The organism is Vibrio sp. 1F253 (genome assembly GCF_041439295.1).
Lineage (GTDB): Bacteria > Pseudomonadota > Gammaproteobacteria > Enterobacterales > Vibrionaceae > Vibrio > Vibrio tasmaniensis_A.
In genome coordinates this window covers 186,620-207,089 of record NZ_JBGONU010000003.1, presented here as the reverse complement: position 1 = coordinate 207,089, position 20,470 = coordinate 186,620, and the positions used below count along the sequence as shown (strand labels likewise).

General features: G+C 43.4%; 15 protein-coding genes and 1 riboswitch. Of the genes, 10 read left to right on the top strand and 5 right to left on the bottom strand.

Translation table 11 applies throughout. The features are described from left to right. Nucleotides 1-69: 69 nt before the first annotated feature. Complete coding sequence (gene lysC / locus ACED28_RS03055; RefSeq protein WP_371701451.1) at nt 70-1,437, bottom strand: lysine-sensitive aspartokinase 3; 1,368 nt, start codon at nt 1,435-1,437, stop codon at nt 70-72. 108 nt (nt 1,438-1,545) lie between these two features. Then, nucleotides 1,546-1,723: riboswitch (Lysine riboswitch) on the bottom strand. A 176-nt stretch (nt 1,724-1,899) separates the two neighbouring features. On the opposite strand from lysC, the gene ACED28_RS03050 reads away from it, so the two are divergent. After that, nucleotides 1,900-3,039, top strand: a complete 1,140-nt coding sequence (locus tag ACED28_RS03050) for an alanine--glyoxylate aminotransferase family protein (RefSeq protein ID WP_371709252.1) — start codon at nt 1,900-1,902, stop codon at nt 3,037-3,039. Nucleotides 3,040-3,143: 104 nt separating this feature from the next. On the opposite strand, the gene ACED28_RS03045 is transcribed toward ACED28_RS03050, so the two are convergent. The 4 genes from ACED28_RS03045 to ACED28_RS03030 all read right to left on the bottom strand — a co-directional run bounded on the left by ACED28_RS03045 (nt 3,144) and on the right by ACED28_RS03030 (nt 9,660). Further along, the gene (locus ACED28_RS03045) at nt 3,144-4,907 is read right to left on the bottom strand and encodes a PglL family O-oligosaccharyltransferase (RefSeq protein WP_371709251.1); all 1,764 of its coding nucleotides are present in this window, start codon (nt 4,905-4,907) and stop codon (nt 3,144-3,146) included. 96 nt (nt 4,908-5,003) lie between these two features. Next, on the bottom strand, nt 5,004-7,835 hold the full coding sequence (uvrA, locus tag ACED28_RS03040; protein WP_017101388.1) for an excinuclease ABC subunit UvrA: 2,832 nt from the start codon (nt 7,833-7,835) through the stop codon (nt 5,004-5,006). A 150-nt stretch (nt 7,836-7,985) separates the two neighbouring features. Then, entirely contained in the window at nt 7,986-8,858 is an 873-nt protein-coding gene (galU, locus tag ACED28_RS03035) for a UTP--glucose-1-phosphate uridylyltransferase GalU (protein WP_017101387.1), read from the bottom strand. A gap of 154 nt (nt 8,859-9,012) precedes the next feature. Beyond that, nucleotides 9,013-9,660, bottom strand: a complete 648-nt coding sequence (locus tag ACED28_RS03030) for a LuxR C-terminal-related transcriptional regulator (RefSeq protein ID WP_029222919.1) — start codon at nt 9,658-9,660, stop codon at nt 9,013-9,015. 277 nt (nt 9,661-9,937) lie between these two features. Between ACED28_RS03030 and ACED28_RS03025 the strand changes: the two genes are divergently transcribed. From ACED28_RS03025 to ACED28_RS02985, 9 genes are all read left to right on the top strand, one after another. Beyond that, nucleotides 9,938-10,495, top strand: coding sequence for a single-stranded DNA-binding protein (locus tag ACED28_RS03025; protein ID WP_009847868.1), 558 nt, complete (start codon nt 9,938-9,940; stop codon nt 10,493-10,495). Between the two features lie 161 nt (nt 10,496-10,656). Next, the gene (gene csrD / locus ACED28_RS03020) at nt 10,657-12,672 is read left to right on the top strand and encodes an RNase E specificity factor CsrD (protein WP_371709250.1); all 2,016 of its coding nucleotides are present in this window, start codon (nt 10,657-10,659) and stop codon (nt 12,670-12,672) included. 2 nt (nt 12,673-12,674) lie between these two features. Then, nucleotides 12,675-14,117: an MSHA biogenesis protein MshI gene (locus ACED28_RS03015; protein ID WP_371709249.1), complete on the top strand. Its 1,443-nt coding sequence runs from the start codon at nt 12,675-12,677 to the stop codon at nt 14,115-14,117. Continuing rightward, nucleotides 14,117-14,764, top strand: a complete 648-nt coding sequence (gene pilO, locus ACED28_RS03010) for a type 4a pilus biogenesis protein PilO (protein WP_371709248.1) — start codon at nt 14,117-14,119, stop codon at nt 14,762-14,764. Before ACED28_RS03015 ends, pilO begins: the two co-directional genes overlap by 1 nt. Beyond that, nucleotides 14,757-15,089, top strand: a complete 333-nt coding sequence (locus ACED28_RS03005) for an MSHA biogenesis protein MshK (RefSeq protein WP_371709247.1) — start codon at nt 14,757-14,759, stop codon at nt 15,087-15,089. Before pilO ends, ACED28_RS03005 begins: the two co-directional genes overlap by 8 nt. A gap of 15 nt (nt 15,090-15,104) precedes the next feature. Then, entirely contained in the window at nt 15,105-16,760 is a 1,656-nt protein-coding gene (mshL, locus tag ACED28_RS03000) for a pilus (MSHA type) biogenesis protein MshL (protein WP_017101382.1), read from the top strand. 56 nt (nt 16,761-16,816) lie between these two features. Beyond that, nucleotides 16,817-17,656: an ExeA family protein gene (locus ACED28_RS02995; protein WP_017101381.1), complete on the top strand. Its 840-nt coding sequence runs from the start codon at nt 16,817-16,819 to the stop codon at nt 17,654-17,656. Nucleotides 17,657-17,658: 2 nt separating this feature from the next. Further along, nucleotides 17,659-18,753 (top strand): tetratricopeptide repeat protein, encoded by a 1,095-nt coding sequence (locus tag ACED28_RS02990; protein WP_371709246.1) that lies wholly within the window; start codon nt 17,659-17,661, stop codon nt 18,751-18,753. After that, entirely contained in the window at nt 18,743-20,467 is a 1,725-nt protein-coding gene (locus ACED28_RS02985; RefSeq protein ID WP_371709245.1) for a GspE/PulE family protein, read from the top strand. Before ACED28_RS02990 ends, ACED28_RS02985 begins: the two co-directional genes overlap by 11 nt. The last annotated feature ends 3 nt before the right edge of the window (nt 20,468-20,470 follow it).

Below are 20,470 nucleotides of genomic sequence, written 5' to 3'. Positions count from 1 at the left end.
GGTTGCTTAATAGCAACCCTTTTTGTATCTGTAATTTAGTTATTTATCTGTCGATGATAAACGGACTATCTACTCAAATAACTCTTGATGAAGTTTTTGAATCGCCAACTTAGACACAGATTCATCTAGCAAGAAGCATAGGTTGTGTGGGCTTGCTCCGTAACAAATCATACGTAGGTTGAAATCTTCTAGAGTGCCGAATACCTGCTTTGCATAGCCTTTGCTTTCGCTCATGTTGTTACCAATAAGAGCAACAAGGCATAGGTCGTGCTCAATATCTACGGAACACAACTCTTCAAGCTCAAGGCGAGCGGCTTCAGGTAACTCAGGAGCACCACCAGAGGTATCGGTTTGATCGAGAGTAAGTGAGACACTGATCTCTGAGGTAGTGATAAGATCGACTGAGATCTTATGTTTAGCCAGGATCTCGAATACCTTTGCCAAAAAACCATAGGCATGGAACATGTTAGCGCTGCGTAGCGTAACCATGGTTTGGTTGCAGCGTAGGGCAAGCGCTCTGAACAGAGGAGAGCTTTCAACTTGTTGACGAATCCATGTTCCACCAAGCTCTGGTGCTTTTGATGAGCCGACAAAAACAGGGATTTGATGGCGTAGTGCAGGAACCAGAGTTGAAGGGTGTAATATTTTCGCGCCAAAGTTTGCCATCTCAGATGCCTCACTGAAGCTGATCTCTGGGATAGGAGATGCTTTCGATGCGATGCGTGGATCTGTGGTGTAGATGCCTGGAACATCAGTCCAAATTTCTAAGCCAATCGCTTGTACCGACTCCGCAATCAGTGCAGCTGAATAATCACTGCCGCCACGACCTAACGTTGTGGTGTTACCTTCGCTGTCGGCACCGATAAAACCTTGGGTAACGACAACTTGTTCTTCGCAAAGTGGAATCAGTTTCTGCTGTGCAAGGGCTGCAATATCTTCCAGTTGTGGTTCTGCTTTACCGAAATCATCATTGGTGCGCATCACTTCTCTGATATCAAAACGAGCCGCTGGTGTACCACGTTCGCGAATGATTTGAGCGAGGATATGTGTCGACATCAGTTCACCACATGCCACTAGGTGATCAGTGAGTTTGGTACTGGCTTGGAATGATGCGGCTTCTGCAGCGCTCGCAATATCATCCAGAATACAGTGCACATCTTTTTCAATGCTAATTGGGTCTGCTAGCTGAGCAAGAATCGTATTATGAATGTCGGTTAACTGTGTCACTAGTTCTTGGCGACGAGTTTTATCTTGAACACCATTCGCGAGTTCAACAAGCAGGTTAGTCACGCCAGAGCATGCGCTACTCACGACCAGTTTCGTATTTGAGTTGTTTTCAATAATGGCAGCACAACGGCTCATTGCTTCAAAGTTGGCAACACTTGTTCCACCAAACTTAGCGACATTAAAAGAACCAGCTACATTAGATGCACTCACGATATATCTCCCACGATTTCCTAAAATAAATTACTGTTGGGTAATCCAACGTCCGATGTTTTTCGAAGAGAGTTTTAGAGCAAAAAAGAGAGGAATTATTAGAATAGTAACCTCAGAAGCTCTTCACCATATAGAAATGGCGACAGTTAACGGGATTCAGCCCGCTCAACCGATAATAAAGGTCCTGCATCCTTTTATTATCTCGGCACTGCTCCCCATGAATGTTTTGTATTGGAAATGCGGTTCCACAAAACACCTGCCTGGGCAGTGCTCCTCTTCTGCTAGATAGCCATTTCATTGAACGTGTTTGCGCAAATAATGTCAATCCGTAACGTGAGATAATTGAAAAATAATTTTAACAATTATGTGACACTGGTTTGACCTCAATACTTATGGCTAATTGCTGAGGTAATCAATTTGCTTTAGGGTGGATTGTTCACAACATTAACGTAAGGGATGTACATGTCTAATTTAACACTCACTGCTGCTATCGATAGCTTTTATCCGCCACACCGAACGTTAATGGGGCCGGGGCCTTCAGACATTTCTCCTCAAGTTTTACAGGCCTTAAGCCGTCCAACCATTGGTCACCTCGACCCGCTATTTATTGCGATGATGGATGAGCTTAAACAACTTCTTAAGTATGCATTCCAAACAGAGAATGAATTTACGATTGCTGTCTCTGCACCAGGCAGTGCAGGTATGGAAACCTGTTTTGTTAATTTGATTGAGCCTGGTGAAAAGGTCATTGTTTGTCGTAACGGTGTTTTTGGTGAGCGTATGCGCGAGAATGTTGTTCGCTGCGGTGGTGAAGCCATCCTTGTTGATGACGAGTGGGGTAAGCCCGTTTCAGTTGAAAAGGTAGAAAAGGCATTGGCAGAAAACCCCGATGCTGTTGCTGTCGCATTTGTGCATGCCGAGACGTCTACTGGCGCGTTATCGGATGCTCAAGCTATTTCCGCAGTCGCTCGCCAGTTTGATACATTGTCGATTGTGGATGCGGTGACATCATTAGGTGGTGTGCCATTGTTGGTTGATGAATGGCAACTCGATGCGGTTTATTCAGGCAGTCAGAAGTGTCTGTCTTGTGTACCTGGTTTATCTCCCGTGACGTTCTCTCAACGTGCTGTCGATAAAATGAAAGCACGTCAAGCTCCCGTACAAAGCTGGTTCTTGGATCAGAGCTTGGTATTAGGTTATTGGAGTGGAGAAGGTAAGCGTAGCTATCACCACACTGCGCCTGTGAACAGCCTATATGCTCTGCATGAGTCGTTGGTTTTGTTGAAAAATGAAGGCCTAGACAATGCGTGGTCTCGTCACTATGCGATGCACCAAGAACTTAAAGCTGGCGTAGAAGCTTTGGGGTTGGAGTTTGTGGTTGCTGAAGAGAGTCGCTTACCTCAATTGAATGCGCTTTACTTCCCTGAAGGGATTGATGAAGCCAAAATAAGAACGCAGCTGTTAGAAGAGTATAATCTTGAAATCGGTGCTGGGCTGGGCTCTCTGGCTGGGAAGGCTTGGCGTATTGGTTTAATGGGTTATGGCGCTCGAAAAGAGAATGTCGCTTTGTGCTTAAAAGCGTTACAAGACGTTTTAAAATAACGCTAATAAATTGAAGTTTAAAAGAAAAGCGCACGAGAGAATGTGCGCTTTTTTGTGTCTAGGCTAAACGTCATTACAGCAAAATGACTCTAGATTCCTTGGCATCATTTAGCAGCAGAGATATTGTTTTCTGCTTCCGATATCTTCTTATACTGAACCTTGGAAAAGTCTCGATTTGGGAACAAGAAGCTCGCTTCACTACGAATTTGTTCTGCCTTGCTGTGATCACCTAATCCTTGATACGCGAGAATCAGGTTACTGTAGAAAGTAGGCCTTGGCTTACTCTTTATGATCTCTAACGACCAATCTATATAAGGTTGGATCAGGCTAGGATCGGCTTTGTAGAGGCCGATATTTAGATAGGTACTGTACACGTCCCAATCATAGCGATCTTTCCAGACTACGGGGTTTGTTACCTGCTTAAGAATGTCCGGGTTTTTCGGCTTAGACATTTCAAATTTAGTGAGTACATAATTGGTGTGTAAGGCACTCAGCATGTAAAAACTCACCAAGATAGGAACGACTAAGCTCGACACTCTGAATAGGGTTTTACTGACGATACTAAACGGCTGCTGATAGTGGCGAGAAGCCCGTTGGTCGACCCAGTAAATCAAAATGATAAAGGTTATCCAGTGAATCGCCGAGTGGTAAAAAGGATACTCAAGCTGAGAATGTAAGAGTATAGGTATGAATAGCGCAAGTAGTGCTAGACGTGTTCCTTTCGCTGAGCTTGCTATGCGTGACATCACCAACACTGCAGCAATCAAGATCCCGATGATTGTTACTATTCCGCCTTCAACCCCCCAAAACAGGAACTCATTGTGTGGGTGATCCATTGCAGGAAGGCCGGGATGATAATTTGAGTTAAGTTGATGTTGGCGGGCTGTGTATAGCGTGTATTCGGATTCGAACTTTCCGTAGCCATAACCGGTAAATGGTTTTTCGATCATCATATCGAGCGCTTGTGGAAAGGTATAAGCTCGTGGACTTTCTAAGTTCGTCCTTTTACTTGCGAGGCTATCAGTTGCACTAAGGCTGATAACCGAAAAAGCGACGACGATACCGACGAGCACTGATGCACACCACCCGTAGAAGCGTTTCTTGGTCGAGAACTTGTATAGATAAGGCAGAATGCATACAAATCCAATGACGGCAGCCAACCATCCGGTACGTGATGCGATGATGATCAGCAAAGGTACGGTTAAGGCTGGTGTTAAATAAAGTAGAAGCGACTCGCTAATTTGGTGATTATATTTAGTTGGTTGCCTTGCTAAAAGATAAGCTGACAGCACAAAACCAGTAGCAAGAAAGCTTGCCATTACATTAGGTTGTTGGAATATCCCATATGGTCGGTTTGCAGCAGTGTTGTAGCCAAATAGGTTGCCAGGTTCTAATAGGAAATATTGCACATAGCCAAATAGTGCCTGTATGACAACAGCAAGCACAATGAACCACAACATGCGCTGCTTGTGCTTATTGCTGAACTTAAATTGTTGTAGCACGACGAATAATGCAAAGCCCGCCCACAATCCAAGTAAGCGCCCTGATGCTCCTTGAGGGGCGGCATTGCTGTATAAAATCGGCAGTGTGAGTATGATGCAGCTTATCAGAAAGCCAACGGTTAACTTTGAATATTTGAGTGTTCGGTTAGTGGCAAGCTGGTAGAAGCCAATCGCCAACGTAAAGCTAAGAGCTAACCAAGTGGTTGGATTAAAGGATAAAGCAAGGCCTGAGCCTCCAGGATTGGGCATGAAAAAATGCATGGCTATTAAGAATACAATAGCTAGAGAGGCAAGGAATGCCTTGTTAAGCGGAAGCTGAGTTCTCTGATTTTCTAGCTGGGTACCGCTAGTATGTATTGTTGCCATAAATCCCTAACCTTATAAAAACAGAGCTTGTTCCTTCTGAAACAAGCTCTGTTACTTTAACATTTTTCTGTCTGCTCGCAGGGAGCTATTTTACACCTACTTCAAATTTAACATAGGCTTAAGGAAGCGAGCAGTGTGCGAACCTTCGACTAACGCCACATCTTCAGGTGTACCTTCTGCAACAATTTCCCCGCCCCCTTGACCACCTTCAGGGCCAAGATCTAGGATCCAGTCCGCTGTTTTGACGACGTCTAGGTTATGCTCAATCACGACAACCGTATTACCGTGATCACGTAATCTATGTAATACCGTTAACAGTTGCTGGATATCGTGGAAATGTAGGCCTGTTGTTGGCTCATCGAGAATGTATAAGGTTTTTCCCGTGTCTCTTTTAGACAATTCACGCGCTAATTTAACGCGTTGCGCTTCACCACCAGATAAGGTTGTCGCTGCTTGTCCGAGGCGAATGTAGGAAAGGCCAACATCCATTAGGGTTTGCAGCTTACGAGCGATAACGGGTACCGGGTTGAAGTATTCACGAGCATCTTCGACAGTCATCTCTAGAACTTCGTCAATGGTTTTACCCTTGTAGCGGACCTCTAGAGTCTCACGGTTATAACGCTTACCTTTACACACATCACACGGTACATACACATCTGGCAAGAAATGCATCTCTACTTTGATGACACCGTCTCCCTGACACGCTTCACAGCGACCACCACGAACGTTAAAACTGAATCGACCTGGCTTGTAGCCACGAGATCGTGATTCTTGGGTACCTGCAAATAACTCACGAATTGGCGTGAAAATACCAGTGTAGGTTGCAGGGTTTGATCTAGGGGTGCGACCGATAGGGCTTTGATCAATATCGATCACTTTGTCGAAATGCTCTAAGCCTTTTATCTTTTTGTGCTGTGCCGGAACCGCAGTGGTTGCACCGTTTAATTGAGTGTGAGCAACTTTAAAGAAGGTGTCATTGATTAGTGTTGATTTTCCTGACCCCGATACACCCGTAATACAGCTGAACAAGCCTACAGGGATTGTCGCAGTGACATTCTTTAGGTTGTTTCCTTTCGCGCCAACGATCTCGACGACCTTTTTCTTGTTGATAGGCGTTCTTTGTTTTGGTACCGCAATTTCTTTGGCGCCGCTCAGGTATTGCCCTGTTAAAGAGTTCGGATTTTCGATGATGTCTTGCATGGTACCTTCTGCCACCACGTGACCACCATGAACACCTGCGCCTGGACCTATATCGATAACATGGTCAGCGCAACGAATCGCATCTTCGTCATGCTCAACAACAAGTACGGTATTTCCTAAGTCTCTTAGGTGAACCAGAGTTTGTAGTAGACGTTCATTATCACGCTGGTGGAGGCCAATCGATGGTTCATCCAGCACATACATAACGCCAACTAAACCGGCTCCAATTTGACTTGCTAGACGAATTCTTTGCGCTTCACCACCTGACAGTGTTTCTGCACTGCGTGATAGGTTCAGGTAATTCAAACCAACGTTCACCAAAAAATGCAGACGATCATTGATCTCTTTCATCACTTTATCAGCAATTTGTCCACGCTGGCCGTCTAACTTCAACTCTTGGAAAAATTGTAGTGCGTCAGCAATACTGAGCTGAACGATTTCTGGCAGTGTGGTATCGCCAATAAAGACATTTCGAGCTTCTAATCTTAAGCGTGTACCATCACAGCTAGAGCATGATTTCGTTGATATGTACTTGGCAAGATCTTCACGCACCGCGCTAGATTCAGTGTCGCGGTAACGGCGTTCCAGCGTATTTAAAATACCTTCAAAGGGGTGACGCTTGACTCGGATATCACCACGATCATTGATGTATTTGAATTCAACTTCAGTTCTACCAGAGCCCTTGAGGATGATCTCTTGAGTTTTCTTTGGTAAAGAGTTGAACGGAGCATAAAGGTCAAAACCATAATGGTCTGATAGCGATGTCAGCATTTGGAAATAGTAATAATTTTTCTGATCCCAGCCTTTTATCGCACCTTCTGCAATGCTTAGGTTCTCATCTAAAATTACTCGAGTTGGGTCAAAATATTGTTGAACACCAAGTCCATCACACGTACCACATGCACCAGCAGGATTGTTGAATGAGAATAGGCGAGGCTCAAGTTCTTGCATGCTGTAGCCACACTTTGGACAAGCAAAATTAGCCGAGAACACGATCTCTTCTTGTTCTTTATCATCCATCCAACCGACTACAGCGATACCGCCAGAGAGCTCTAATGTTGTCTCAAACGATTCAGCTAAACGCTGTTGAAGATCTGGGCGAACCTTAAAGCGATCAACGACAACTTCAATGGTGTGCTTCTTGTGCAGTTCCAATGTTGGTGGATCGGACAAATCACAGGTCTCGCCATCAATACGGGCACGGATAAAGCCTTGAGCCGCTAGGTTCTCAAGCGTTTTAACGTGCTCACCTTTACGTTCTTTGACTATCGGAGCCAAAAGCATCATCTTTGAACCAGCAGGCAGTTCTAAGACTTTATCGACCATTTGACTGATGGTTTGTGCTGCAAGAGGGGTATTGTGATCAGGACAGCGTGGTTCACCGACACGAGCATAAAGCAGTCTTAGGTAATCATAGACTTCAGTGATGGTGCCAACCGTTGAACGAGGATTGTGAGAAGTTGATTTCTGTTCGATAGAGATGGCTGGAGATAAACCTTCGATGTGGTCGACATCAGGCTTTTCCATGAGAGATAGAAATTGACGAGCATAGGCCGACAGAGACTCAACATAACGACGTTGACCTTCTGCGTAGAGGGTATCAAACGCAAGTGACGACTTTCCTGAACCTGATAATCCAGTGATAACCGTTAGCTTATCACGAGGTATGGTTAGGTTAATGTCTTTGAGGTTATGCGTACGAGCGCCTCTAATTTCTATTTTATCCATCTCAACAGACCATGTAATTTTAAGTGGCTAAAGTATTACATAGAGTGAGATTTGTGCAAAGTTTTACTGGATAAAAAAACAGTAAACAAAAAAGGGTGACTCAAAGAGCCACCCTTTCTACCAATTTAAACGTTGATTATTAACCCGTTGTCACGCTTCTTTCTTTGTCGAGTGCTTACCTAGTTCGATTTGCTTTTGGTCTTTTTTGTATAGATTTTCAAAGCAGTAGTTTGTTGCTTCGATATAACCTTCAACACTACCGCAATCAAAACGTTGGCCTTTAAATTTGTAAGCCAACACACAGCCTGCTCTTGCTTGTTTTAGCAATGCATCAGTGATTTGGATTTCGCCGCCTTTGCCTGGTTCAGTCTGCTCGATCAGTTCAAAGATATCTGGAGTCAGAATGTAGCGGCCAATGATCGCTAGGTTGCTTGGTGCAGTACCTGGTTCTGGCTTTTCTACCATGTCATCGACACGGAAAAGATCGTCTTTGATCATCTCGCCCGAGATAACACCGTATTTATGAGTTTCGTTTTCAGGCACTTCTTGTACTGCAACGATTGAGCAACGGAACTGCTTGTATAGCGCAACCATTTGAGCCAGAACGCCTTGCTGCTCGTTCACACAAAGGTCATCAGCAAGCACAACGGCGAAAGGCTCATCACCCACAAGTTCACGACCAGTCAAGATAGCATGGCCTAGACCTTTCATTTCGCGTTGACGAATGTAGGTAAAGTTTGCTGCTTCAATCGTCTCACGAATATTGATCAGCAAGTCTTCTTTATTGGTACCGCTAATTTGGTGCTCTAGCTCGTAGTTCTTATCAAAGTGATCCATCAGTGAATGTTTACCACGGCCAGTAACGATGCACATTCCATCCATACCGGCTTCGATAGCTTCCTCTACACCGTATTCAATCAGAGGTTTGTTTACTACAGGCATCATTTCTTTCGGCATTGACTTAGTTGCTGGTAAAAAACGTGTACCGTAGCCTGCTGCCGGGAAAAGGCACTTTTTGATCATGATAAGACCCTTTATCTATAATAATTATTGATTCAACTGATTTGTTGATATTTCTGAGGGCAACTCTAGCATATGTTATGTCGAAATTTCAGCAACAATACCAATGATTACTCGAGCTTCCCTCAAAATTATTGTCAGATTAGAGGCGGAGTGGTTATGCAAGCAAGTTTTGGTTTGCCCATGCAATAGCTTGGACTCTATTTTTCACCGCTAACTTACGGAATATTTGATAGAGGTGGGATTTGACCGTGAATTCGCTAATGAAAAGGTCATCGGCTATTTGAGTATTTGATGATCCTGATTGAAGGCAGCGAATGACTTGGATTTCACGAATAGTTAAATCAACATTGGTTGGGGTCGTATTGGTATTGACCATATTACGATAATAAAACAGAAGTTGATTAGTCACCTTCCTAGGTAGCCAGTTGTCACCATCGATCACTTCTTGAAGACCACGAGCAATCTTGTCCTTTTGTTCAGTGTTGTAAAAGAGTCCTTTTAGTACCCCATAGGTAAGAAGCTCTGAGGTTGGAAGTTGCTGGGGGACATTGAATAAAATGATTTCGTGATTTTTCCACATAACAGTCAGGTTAGGACAAATAACCAGTAGTTGTGGTACCTCTCTATAATCGACGAGCAAGATCCGGTTACTCTGCTTTCTATCAACTAACATTAATTCGTCGGGTGTCATTTTGTAGAGAATAATAGATAAGTGCTTTTCTATCTCCTTTACATGTAGATAGGTATCGTTTGGGTCGATGCACAGAAAGTGTAAAGTGCGAGCGTATCTTGATTTTCTCATTGAAACGTCCTGTTTGAGTGGGATTAGATTCCACGTTGTCATGCAGGCTTTCGCTTCTCTAGCGCCTTGATAGTGACTTGCGTTGAATATCAATTATCAAAGTAAATGAGTGGTTTGTAAGTGGAGAAAAAAGCAACATCGCTCTGAATATCATGATTTGTTACGTTTTTATTCTTTGTGGTGGAGTGAGAATAGGAAGCGATTTATCACAGCAGAAAAGCATGCTATTCTTGTGCGCTAAAATTTTCTGAGACTATGAATTTAGACGGAGCAAATCATGGCTAGCCGTGGAGTTAACAAAGTTATATTAGTGGGTAACCTAGGTAATGACCCTGAAATTCGTTACATGCCAAATGGCGGTGCAGTAGCGAACATTACCATTGCAACGTCAGAGTCATGGCGTGACAAAGCAACTGGCGAACAGCGCGAAAAAACAGAATGGCACCGTGTTGCTCTGTTTGGCAAGCTGGCGGAAGTTGCTGGTGAGTACCTACGTAAAGGTTCCCAAGTTTACATTGAAGGTCAACTTCAAACGCGTAAATGGCAAGATCAAAGCGGTCAAGATCGCTACACAACAGAAGTCGTTGTTCAAGGCTTCAACGGTGTAATGCAAATGCTTGGCGGTCGTGCTCAAGGCGGTGCTCCTGCCCAAGGTGGTATGGGTAACAACCAACAGCAAGGTAGTTGGGGGCAACCACAGCAGCCACAACAACAGCAGCAACAATACAGTGCGCCAGCTCAACAGCAGCCGAAAGCACCTCAACAAGCTCCTCAGCAGGCTCAACCTCAATATAATGAGCCGCCGATGGATTTTGATGATGACATCCCATTTTAAGCACTGTTTTTAATATATTATAAAAGCAGTATTAAATTGGAAGAAGCCGCGTTCATCGCGGCTTTTTGTTACCTACAATTCTTAACACTTTATTTACAACGTCAATTTATAGTATAAGTAGCAATACGGTATAATGTGAGTTGAAAAGGATTTCGTTATTCATGAGATATACCCCGACACTAAAATTGAGCACTCGATTGGTCGCATTTGTCACCGTGATAGTGATCAGTGCGATGTTCATCCTTTTTATTGGTGGCACACTCTCCTTTAAGCGTATAGGACAGGAATATTTAGATCATTATTTGGTTGGCATTGTTGACGTCGTAGATAAAGAGATGGAAGATCCAGATGCTGCGTATTCAATGCAACGTTGGATGCCGAAGATGTTGCAGGCAAGCAATATCGTTGAGATGAAGCTTTCAAACAAAACCGGTATCGTTTACCGATTTAAAGATACCTCCCCACAAATTGATCCAAACCGTCTCTATGAAAGAAGCTTCATTTTAGATCGAAATGAAGGCTATCAAATCGAATTTAAAGCACTCCCCCCTTATATTGGTTACAACTACTCGATTGAAGCTATGTGGTCGATTACTTTGGCGGTGGCATTGATCCTTTTTTGTTTGGCTCGTGGTGTTCGTTGGTTAAAAGAACAGTTAATGGGCTCAGAGATTTTGGAAGAGCGAGGGAGAATGATCCTTGCTGGGCAGGTAGAGGCTCATTCAAAAGGGGACGAGCGAGAATGGCCATATACGGCAAGTGAAGCGCTTGATGTACTGATTGAAGAGTTGAAAGATGCACGCCAAGAGCGAAGTCGCTTTGATACTTTTATCCGCACCCATACTTTTCTAGATAAGCTCACTGGTACAGCCAACCGAGTACTATTTGATAACAAACTTGAATCTGTACTGCATGAAAGTGGCGCTCGTGGAGGCGTTTTACTGATACGTATCGACGAGTGGGAACAAGTTCGAGATGCCAATGACAAGCAGCTCACCGACGGATTTATTATTGAAGTTGGTGAAGTATTGTCGAATATTGTTCAGCGTTATCCCGATGTCATTTTTTCTCGCTATTACGAAGCAGACTTTGCCGTGTTTATTCCGCATCAAGGAACAAAGGATATTGCGACGTTGGCTGCTCAATGTTTAAGGCAATTAGATAAATTGACTCCGCCGGAGCCTTTGGAGTCAGATAACTGGTGCCATATTGGCGTGACAATGTATGTCGAAGGTGAACGCCATAGCCAAATTATGGATGAAACGGAAACGGCGTTAAAGAGCGCTCAGTTAGAGCGCATTAATAACTGGAGCCGTTACCCAAAAGAAAATAAAAATGAGATAGACAGAGGCAGTGTTCGCTGGAGAACATTACTTGATAAAGCCCTGCTACCTGAAAATTTAGTAATCTTTGCTCAGCGGTGTTATCTTATGCCGGATTCAGGTCAAGCTAATGAATTGCATAAAGAAATATTTGTTAGAATTCAAGATCCAGATAAAGGTCTATTGAAATCTTCTCGCTTTATGTCTGCGGTAGAACAAGTCGGTTATCAAGCTCAAATGGATCAATCGGTTTTGACGGTTTTGTTTAAGTCGCTGAAAGTATCAACACAGCCTGTCAATTATTCGGTGAACTTGAGTGTCACTCCGTTTGCAAATAAATCACATTTTAAATGGTTCAGAAGTGAGTTGTTACAGCTCTCTGCTCAGCATCGTTCTCAGCTTGCTTTTGAGTTTTCAGAAGGCCATCTAATTACTCACCTTGATTATATGCGACCAGTGGCGAAGATGTTACGAGGGTTAGGGTGTAAAGTGGTGGTTGGCCAAGCTGGGCGAACCATTGTTAGTACTCATTATATAAAGGATTTGAAGGTTGACTATATTAAGCTTCATCGAAGTTTGGTAAAGAAAATCGATCAAAGGCATGAAAACCAACTGTTTGTTCGAAGTCTGATTGGAGCATGCGGTGATTCTCCAACTGAAGTGATCGCGGTCGGAGTTGAGACAAAGCAAGAAAAGAATACCTTGATAGAGTTAGGCATTAACGGTTATCAAGGGAGATATTTCGACGAAGAACAACAAATCATTCCCTTGCCTACTCAAGGGAAGAAGACAGTGAAAGCTGAATCCGTTGTAAAAGTCGGTCGAAGAAATCGATGGCGTAAGAGTAATAGTTAAGCATGAATTTTAAAGCGATTTTAGACAAAATAAAGCCAACGAATAATAACGGTAGTTCTCAAATTGTCCTTTTGGGTAATGATACCGTTTATATTTCATCGACTGAGTCAAAACCTCAAGTCACCAGTTTCCCTGTGGTTAACGGTGACTGGGAAAGTGCGCTGAAAAAATTGTTGAGCAGTGAGTCGCTTACTAGTGATAGCCTTCAGCTAATTGTATGTGCGAACTACTACCAAACCTATCAAATTGATAAACCGGACATTCCACAGAGTGAATGGTCGGTTGCATTGCCTTTTCTATTGAAAGATCTGATCTCTGAAAGGGTGGCTGATATTACAGCGAGTGCGGTAGCGCTACCGACCTCGAATAAGCTACAAGTGTATGTTTTGCCTAAAAAGCTATTGGACAAGCTTGTAAGCATTACTAATTCAGCACAAGTTGATCTTAAAGGTATTGCTCCCGAAGATGAAGTTTGGGGCTACAGTGCTGGTGAGCTCTCTAATTTCATTCTGTTACAACGCAGCCCCAACTCACATTTTAAGCTTGGTGCATTTGTTGAGAACACGGTTTGCTTCCAAAGAACAATCCGCAGTGTTGCCCCCCCCTTAACTGGTACCGCATCAAGTGCATTGCAGTTGGATGGTCTAGCTTTAGAACTCCAACGATCGATTGATTACCTGTCTTCTCAAATTAAAGGCACTCAACTTCATCAGTTAAAAATATGCTGTGATGATGAAGATGAAGCTGAATTACAGAGTGTGTTAAATAGCACATTGAGTTCGACTGTTTCTTTGCTTGTTGAAGGTGAACGCGAAAATTCAGAGAAATGGTTAGTTACGCTCGCGGCTGAAAAGAATATTTTTAACGTTAATCTCTACCCTGAGCACCTTAAGCCTAAAAAAGAGTATTTCACTCTAGTGAATGTGGTTATGGTTTGGGGGCTTGTGTGTACCTTGTTGCTTGGCAGTTATTGTGTAATGCAGTATCAAGCATCGAGTTTGGATGAAGAGCTAGCAGCTTTACAATATGACTTGAATCAGCTTAATCAAGAAGTTAATCAATTAAATAGTAAGTTGGTTCAACATAAACCGTCTCCAGTGAAAGTAGCTGCGGTTGCTCGTCTCACTAGTGAGATACAAGCGAATAAAGAGGCTTTGAAGGCGGTCGGTCAATACGATGAATCCCAGCAAGTCGGGTATTCTGGTGTTATGAATTCCTTCGCTAAATTAGGCCGAAATGATATTTCGCTTTCGCATATCTACATGACTCACGAGACCTTAGAGCTTCGCGGTTTGGCTCGTGACGCTAATGTTGTTCCAAATTGGGTTGGTCAATTTAAGAATGAACTTAATTTAGTCGGACGTACCTTTGAAAAGATAAAGATAGGTCGTAATGAGCAAGATGTGGTGACGTTTGAGTTAAGTACTCATAGGGAGGGTGAATAATGCAACTGCGGAATCAGCTTAGCGATAAGTTTCTTGCATTAAGCCTGAGAGAGAAATGGCTACTTTTCGTGTGTGGTCTAGTGGGCTTATCCATGCTTGTATTTACCTTATTGATTGAACCTGCATATCTTGATTTACAAGAAAAGAATGTGAAGTCGATGAGCCTTACGCAGTCAAATCAGAAACAACAAGGTGAATTACTTGCTCTACAAGCCAAGTTGAACAAAGACCCAGATAAAGAAATTGATCTTGAGTTAAAAAAACTATTGGTTGAGAGCCAAGAGCTATCATTTGAGCTCGCTGAAATCGTTGATAGGTTGGTTACGCCTTCTCAAATGGCGCAGTTATTAGAGAGTGTTCTTAATGCAGGTAATGGGCTGAAGCTTGAGTCTTTAGAATCGTTACAACCAGAAGCTATTTCGGACAATCAAGAGAACAGCGACAATTCAAAGTACTTTCTCCATCCTGTTAGAATGGAGTTGACGGGTAGCTACTTCGATATTTCAATTTATCTTCAAGCACTTGAGTCACTTCCTGTGAGCTATTATTGGCGCACGTTTGAGTATTCAGTAGAAGAATATCCCAAAGCTCGAATTGTGTTCGAGGTTTACACCCTAGGTACCAGACAGGAGTTTATCGGTGGTTAGAACTCTAGTGTTATCTTTGCTGTTTGGTAGTTCAGTGGTATGGGCAGAACAAGACCCAACTGCGCCATTAGGTTGGCTTTCGCCCCAACAGAAATCAGCATCAGTTAAAAAGGCGCCAGTTCAATATCGTTTACCGTCTCTAGAGAGCATTGTTTGCAAGGGCGATACACCTTGTTATGCGATTATGAATGGTCAGATTCTCGAACAAGGAGAAACGATCAGAGGGTACCGAGTTAAGAACATTGATCCAGAGTACGTCACTCTGCAGAGAAGCTCTAAGCAGTGGAAATTAGAGATGTTCTCTTTAGATGTTAAGAATAATTAAGGTTAGAGTGAAGACATGCGTAAACTTGTAGTAGCAATTCTAGTGTCATCTTTAGTCGGCTGTTCGATGGGGCATAGAGACCCTGTTGAGATAAAAGAGTCTTTAAACGAATCTATTAATGAAGCGAATAGCAAAGCACTTCATAACTTACCTTCGTCGGTACAAGATGACCTTATGCCTCAGCTAAGTTCGGACTCTATGTCTCCGAATGTGGAAACCGTCAAGCGCTTTCGTATTCAAGCAAAAGGCGTTGAAGCGAGAACCTTTTTTGCAAGCCTAGTGAAAGGTACAGAGTACAGTGCCGCGATTCATCCAAGCGTTGCTGGAAAACTTACTCTAAATCTAACAGACGTGACCTTAGATGAAGTTCTGGCTGTTGCTCAGGATATGTATGGTTACGATATTGAAAAACGTGGCAAAGTGATTCAAATTTATCCGGCCGGTTTGCGCACAGTCACGATTCCAGTGGATTACTTGCAAGTAAAGCGTTCTGGTCGTTCTTTAACGACGATTACTACTGGAACAATTTCCACTTCAGACTCTAACTCGAACTCATCTAACTCGAATTCAAACTCATCAAACTCGAACTCCAATTCGTCTAGCTCCACATCTAACGGTGGTACGGAGATTGAAACGATATCTGAAAGTGATTTTTGGCCGCAGCTTGAAGCGGCAGTCGCTCACTTAATTGGTTCTGGTGATGGGCAAAGCGTTGTGGTTACGCCACAAGCGAGTGTGATTACGGTACGTGCTTACCCCGATGAAATCCGAGAGGTTCGTGAGTTCCTTGGTATTTCTCAGAAACGTCTGCAGCGCCAAGTTATCTTGGAAGCCAAAATCATGGAAGTGACACTTAGTGACGGCTATCAACAAGGCATTAACTGGACCAAGATGTTTTCGTCGAACGGTACTAACTACACGCTAGGTATGGGTTCTATCGTTAAAAATGCAGCTGGTACGATCATCCCAGGCAAACTACCAGGCATGGACCCAATCGGTACCGCTTTAGGTGGTCAATCTAACCTCGTTGTTTCTGGTGGTAGCTTTGAAGCTGTATTGAGTTTTATGGATACACAGGGTGACTTGAATGTGTTATCTAGCCCAAGAGTGACAGCAGCTAATAACCAGAAAGCGGTTATAAAAGTGGGTATAGATAAATATTTCGTGACGAATTTATCAAGTTCGGTCGGTAGTGGTGATAACGCGAATGTTGCCCCTGAAGTTGAGCTAACCCCGTTCTTCTCCGGTATTTCTTTGGATGTGACGCCGCAGATCGATGATAAAGGAAATGTGTTCCTACATGTTCACCCCGCAGTGATTGAGGTGGAAGAGGAAGTGAAAGAGCTTAATCTTGGCTCAACAACTGGTGTTGTGACGCTGCCGCTGGCTAAAAGCTCTATTCGTGAGTCTGACTCCGTGATTCGAGCGCAAGATGGTGATGTGGTTGTTATTGGCGGATTGATGAAATCAAACACCAGTGACATGACTTCAAAAGTTCCATTTCTTGGTGATATCCCTGCACTCGGTCATTTGTTCCGTAATACCAGTCAACTTACTCAAAAAACTGAACTCGTTATTCTATTAAAGCCAACGGTTGTAGGTGTAAATACTTGGCAATCAGAAATGGAGCGTTCTCGAGATCTTTTACAAGAATGGTTCCCTGATGAATAGTAACCACTCACTTTATCAATGCAGATTGGTAGTGAATTACTAAGCTAGGTCGTCTTATGTATCAAGTTCATTTTGATTTTGAACAGTTACCATTTACGTTAACGCCGAATACCGATTTTTTTTATGGTTTAGCACCTCATTTTGAGGCAATTCAAACGGTCATTTCGGCGTTAGAAATGGGCGAGGGGGTAGTTAAGGTTACAGGGGAGGTCGGCACAGGCAAAACCATGGTGTGCCGAATGTTGGTCAATCATCTCAATGATTGTACTGCTTTAATTTACCTGCCTAACCCAGTGCTATCTGGGGCTGACTTACGACAAGCCGTGGCTAAAGAGCTTGGTTTGATTACCGATAATGAAGCCACCTTAGTGGATAACATTCAACATAAACTTATTGAATTGCACAACTCAGGCTTACGAGTGGTTGCGATTCTTGATGAGGCTCAGGCGTTGTCAGATGAAGCTCTAGAGACCTTAAGGTTGTTTGGTAACTTAGAAACTGAAGATAAAAAGCTGCTGCAAATTGTTCTATTAGGGCAGCCGGAATTGGATGTTCGATTAGAGGCTTATCATTTAAGGCAATTTCGTCAAAGAATCACATTTAGTTCGACACTGAGGCCACTGACTCTCGATGAAACGGTAGCTTACATTGATAACCGGATCGCTAAATCTGGTGGCAAATATGCTCCCTTTAGCCTGAGCCATAAAAAAGCGATCTGGCGCTCTTCTTTGGGGATCCCAAGGTTGATTAACCAGTTGTGTCATAAAGCTTTGTTGCTTGCTTTTAGTGAAGATAAGAAAAATATAGAAAACCAACATCTCTTTGCTGCAATGCATGAAACATACGATGTGTGTAAACCTAAATTTAAAACGCCAATGCTGTGGGGTTGGAACTAATTATGAGCGTCATTAATAACGCCTTGTCTGAATTGGCAAAAAAAGAGTCAACAGCATCGATTGAAGCTGCGGTGGTACCTAAAGTAAAAACACGCTCTCCATTGGTTTGGGTAGTCGCAGGTTTTACCCTTAGCTTGGCCATGGGGGGGTGGGCTATATCACAAGGCCCAGCTGTCGATAACTCAATATCAACTCGAGATATACAAGTTTCTGTTATTGACAGTTCGGAAGGTATGTCTGAAGCGGCCGTTACTCAACCTGTGTCCTCGCCGACTAAGAAGTTAGTGACGCTAGATTCAGCGAACCTTTCGGCTCACAACACGACGATACTAAAAAGTGCTCAAGCTAAATCGGATTCAGTCATTGCTGTATCAACTCAGTCAGTTACAAAGCCAATGCTTGTTGCTAGCGTGGCTAAAAAAGATCCCACACCAGTATCGAATCAACCTGAAACGTCTGGCGATTTAGAAAGTAATGGAATGTTGATTGAGCAGGTAGAATTAACGCCTGAACAACTTTCTATTAATGCTCAAGGCCGAGCTCAGAAAGCTCTTGATGCCAATGACCTTTCTGATGCGTTGAAAGGTTATAACGAAGCGCTTCGTTATGATCCAAGAAATGAAGATGTCCGTCAGAAACTAGCAATTCTCTATTTTGGTAAAGGTGATACTCGCAAAGCGTATGAGTTATTTCAGTCGGGTATCAAACTCAATATCAACAGTGAAAAACTGCGCCTAGGTTTATCGAAGCTACTCGTGAAAGCCAATCAAGCGGAAGCTGCTTTGAGCCCATTAATACACTTACCACCTAGTCCAACTCAAGACTACTTAGCAATGCGCGCTGCATTAAGTCAAAAGTCTCAGCAAGAAGATATTGCGCTAGAGAGCTACCAAAAATTGACTGAGGTCGATTCAGATAATGCTCGCTGGTGGTTAGGTTTAGCGATTCAACAAGAGCGTCAACTTGATTTCACGGCTGCAAAGCAATCATACCAAGGAGCGTTGGTTAGAGTTGGGATCTCATCTCAGTCGCAAGGCTTTGTACGTGATCGTTTAAAAATACTCAATGCTTTAGAGGAGAGTGGCGATGCAAATTAGATTAAGAAAAAGGCTCGGTGATTTGCTCGTAGAAGAGGGCATCATTACTGAAGATCAAGTTGAACAAGCTCTGGCCGCTCAAAAAAGGACAGGCCGCAAGCTTGGTGATGCACTGATCGAGCTTGGCTTTTTATCAGAGCAGCAAATGCTCAGTTTCTTGTCGCAACAGCTTGCTATTCCTCTTATTGATATTAGCCGAGCTAATGTTGACGTCGAAGCTGTGCAGCTTTTACCTGAGGTTCATGCTCGCCGCCTTCGAGCTTTGGTCATTGGGCGTCAAGGTGACACATTACGTGTTGCAATGAGTGATCCTGCTGATCTGTTTGCCCAAGAATCTTTGCTGAGTCAACTAGGCGACTACGCACTCGAATTTGTCGTCGCACAAGAGAGACAATTAGTTGATGGTTTCGACCGTTATTACCGAAGAACCAAAGAGATTGCCTCATTTGCTGAGCAGCTTCATGCTGAGCATAAAGTTAATGAAGCCTTTGATTTTGATATCGCTGAAGAAGACAACGACGAAGTTACGGTCGTTAAGCTAGTAAACTCGCTGTTTGAAGATGCTATTCAAGTTGGTGCGTCTGATATTCATATTGAACCAGATTCAAACGTATTACGTTTACGTCAACGTATTGATGGTGTTCTGCATGAAACGTTGTTGAATGAAGTGAATATTGCTTCTGCACTGGTTTTGCGTTTGAAGCTGATGGCTAACCTCGACATTTCAGAGAAACGACTGCCTCAAGATGGTCGCTTTAATATTCGCGTTAAAGGTCAATCGGTCGATATTCGTATGTCGACTATGCCAGTACAGCACGGTGAGTCAGTGGTTATGCGTTTGCTTAATCAATCGGCTGGCCTACGTAAATTGGAGTTGTCAGGCATTCCGAGTGATTTGCTCGTTCGTCTTCGTCATCAATTACGCCGCCCACATGGCATGATCCTCGTTACCGGGCCTACGGGCTCAGGTAAAACAACCACTCTATACGGTGCGTTAAGTGAATTAAACGAACCGGGTAAAAAGATCATTACCGCTGAAGACCCTGTAGAATACCGTCTTCCTCGTGTGAATCAGGTTCAGGTAAACCCTAAGATTAACCTCAACTTCTCAACGATTTTGAGAACTTTCCTACGTCAGGATCCGGATATCATTCTTATTGGTGAGATGCGAGATCACGAAACCGTTGAAATTGGTTTGAGAGCGGCACTTACTGGTCACTTAGTGTTAAGTACTCTGCATACCAATGATGCAGTAGACAGTGCATTGCGTATGATGGACATGGGGGCTCCGGGTTATCTGGTAGCAAGTGCTGTTCGAGCCGTGGTCGCACAGCGGTTAGTTCGTAAGGTATGTACTGATTGCAAGGTTGATGATGAGCTGGATGAAGCGCGTAAGCAATGGTTGAGTGTTCGTTTCCCAAACCAGCGAGGTACGCCATTTATGAAAGGGCGTGGTTGTCAAAATTGTAATTTGACAGGCTACAGTGGTCGTATTGGTGTGTTTGAAATGTTGGAGCTCGATCAGCCTATGATGGATGCGCTTAGAGCCAATGATGCCGTTGGTTTTGCTCAAACGGCAAGGCAGTCTGAAAATTACAAACCGCTGTTAGCTTCTGCGATGGAATTGGCCATACAGGGGGTTGTGAGCTTTGATGAGGTAATGAACCTTGGCGAAGGCGATGCTTCTGGTGCCACTGATCCAATTTATCTGTAGGGG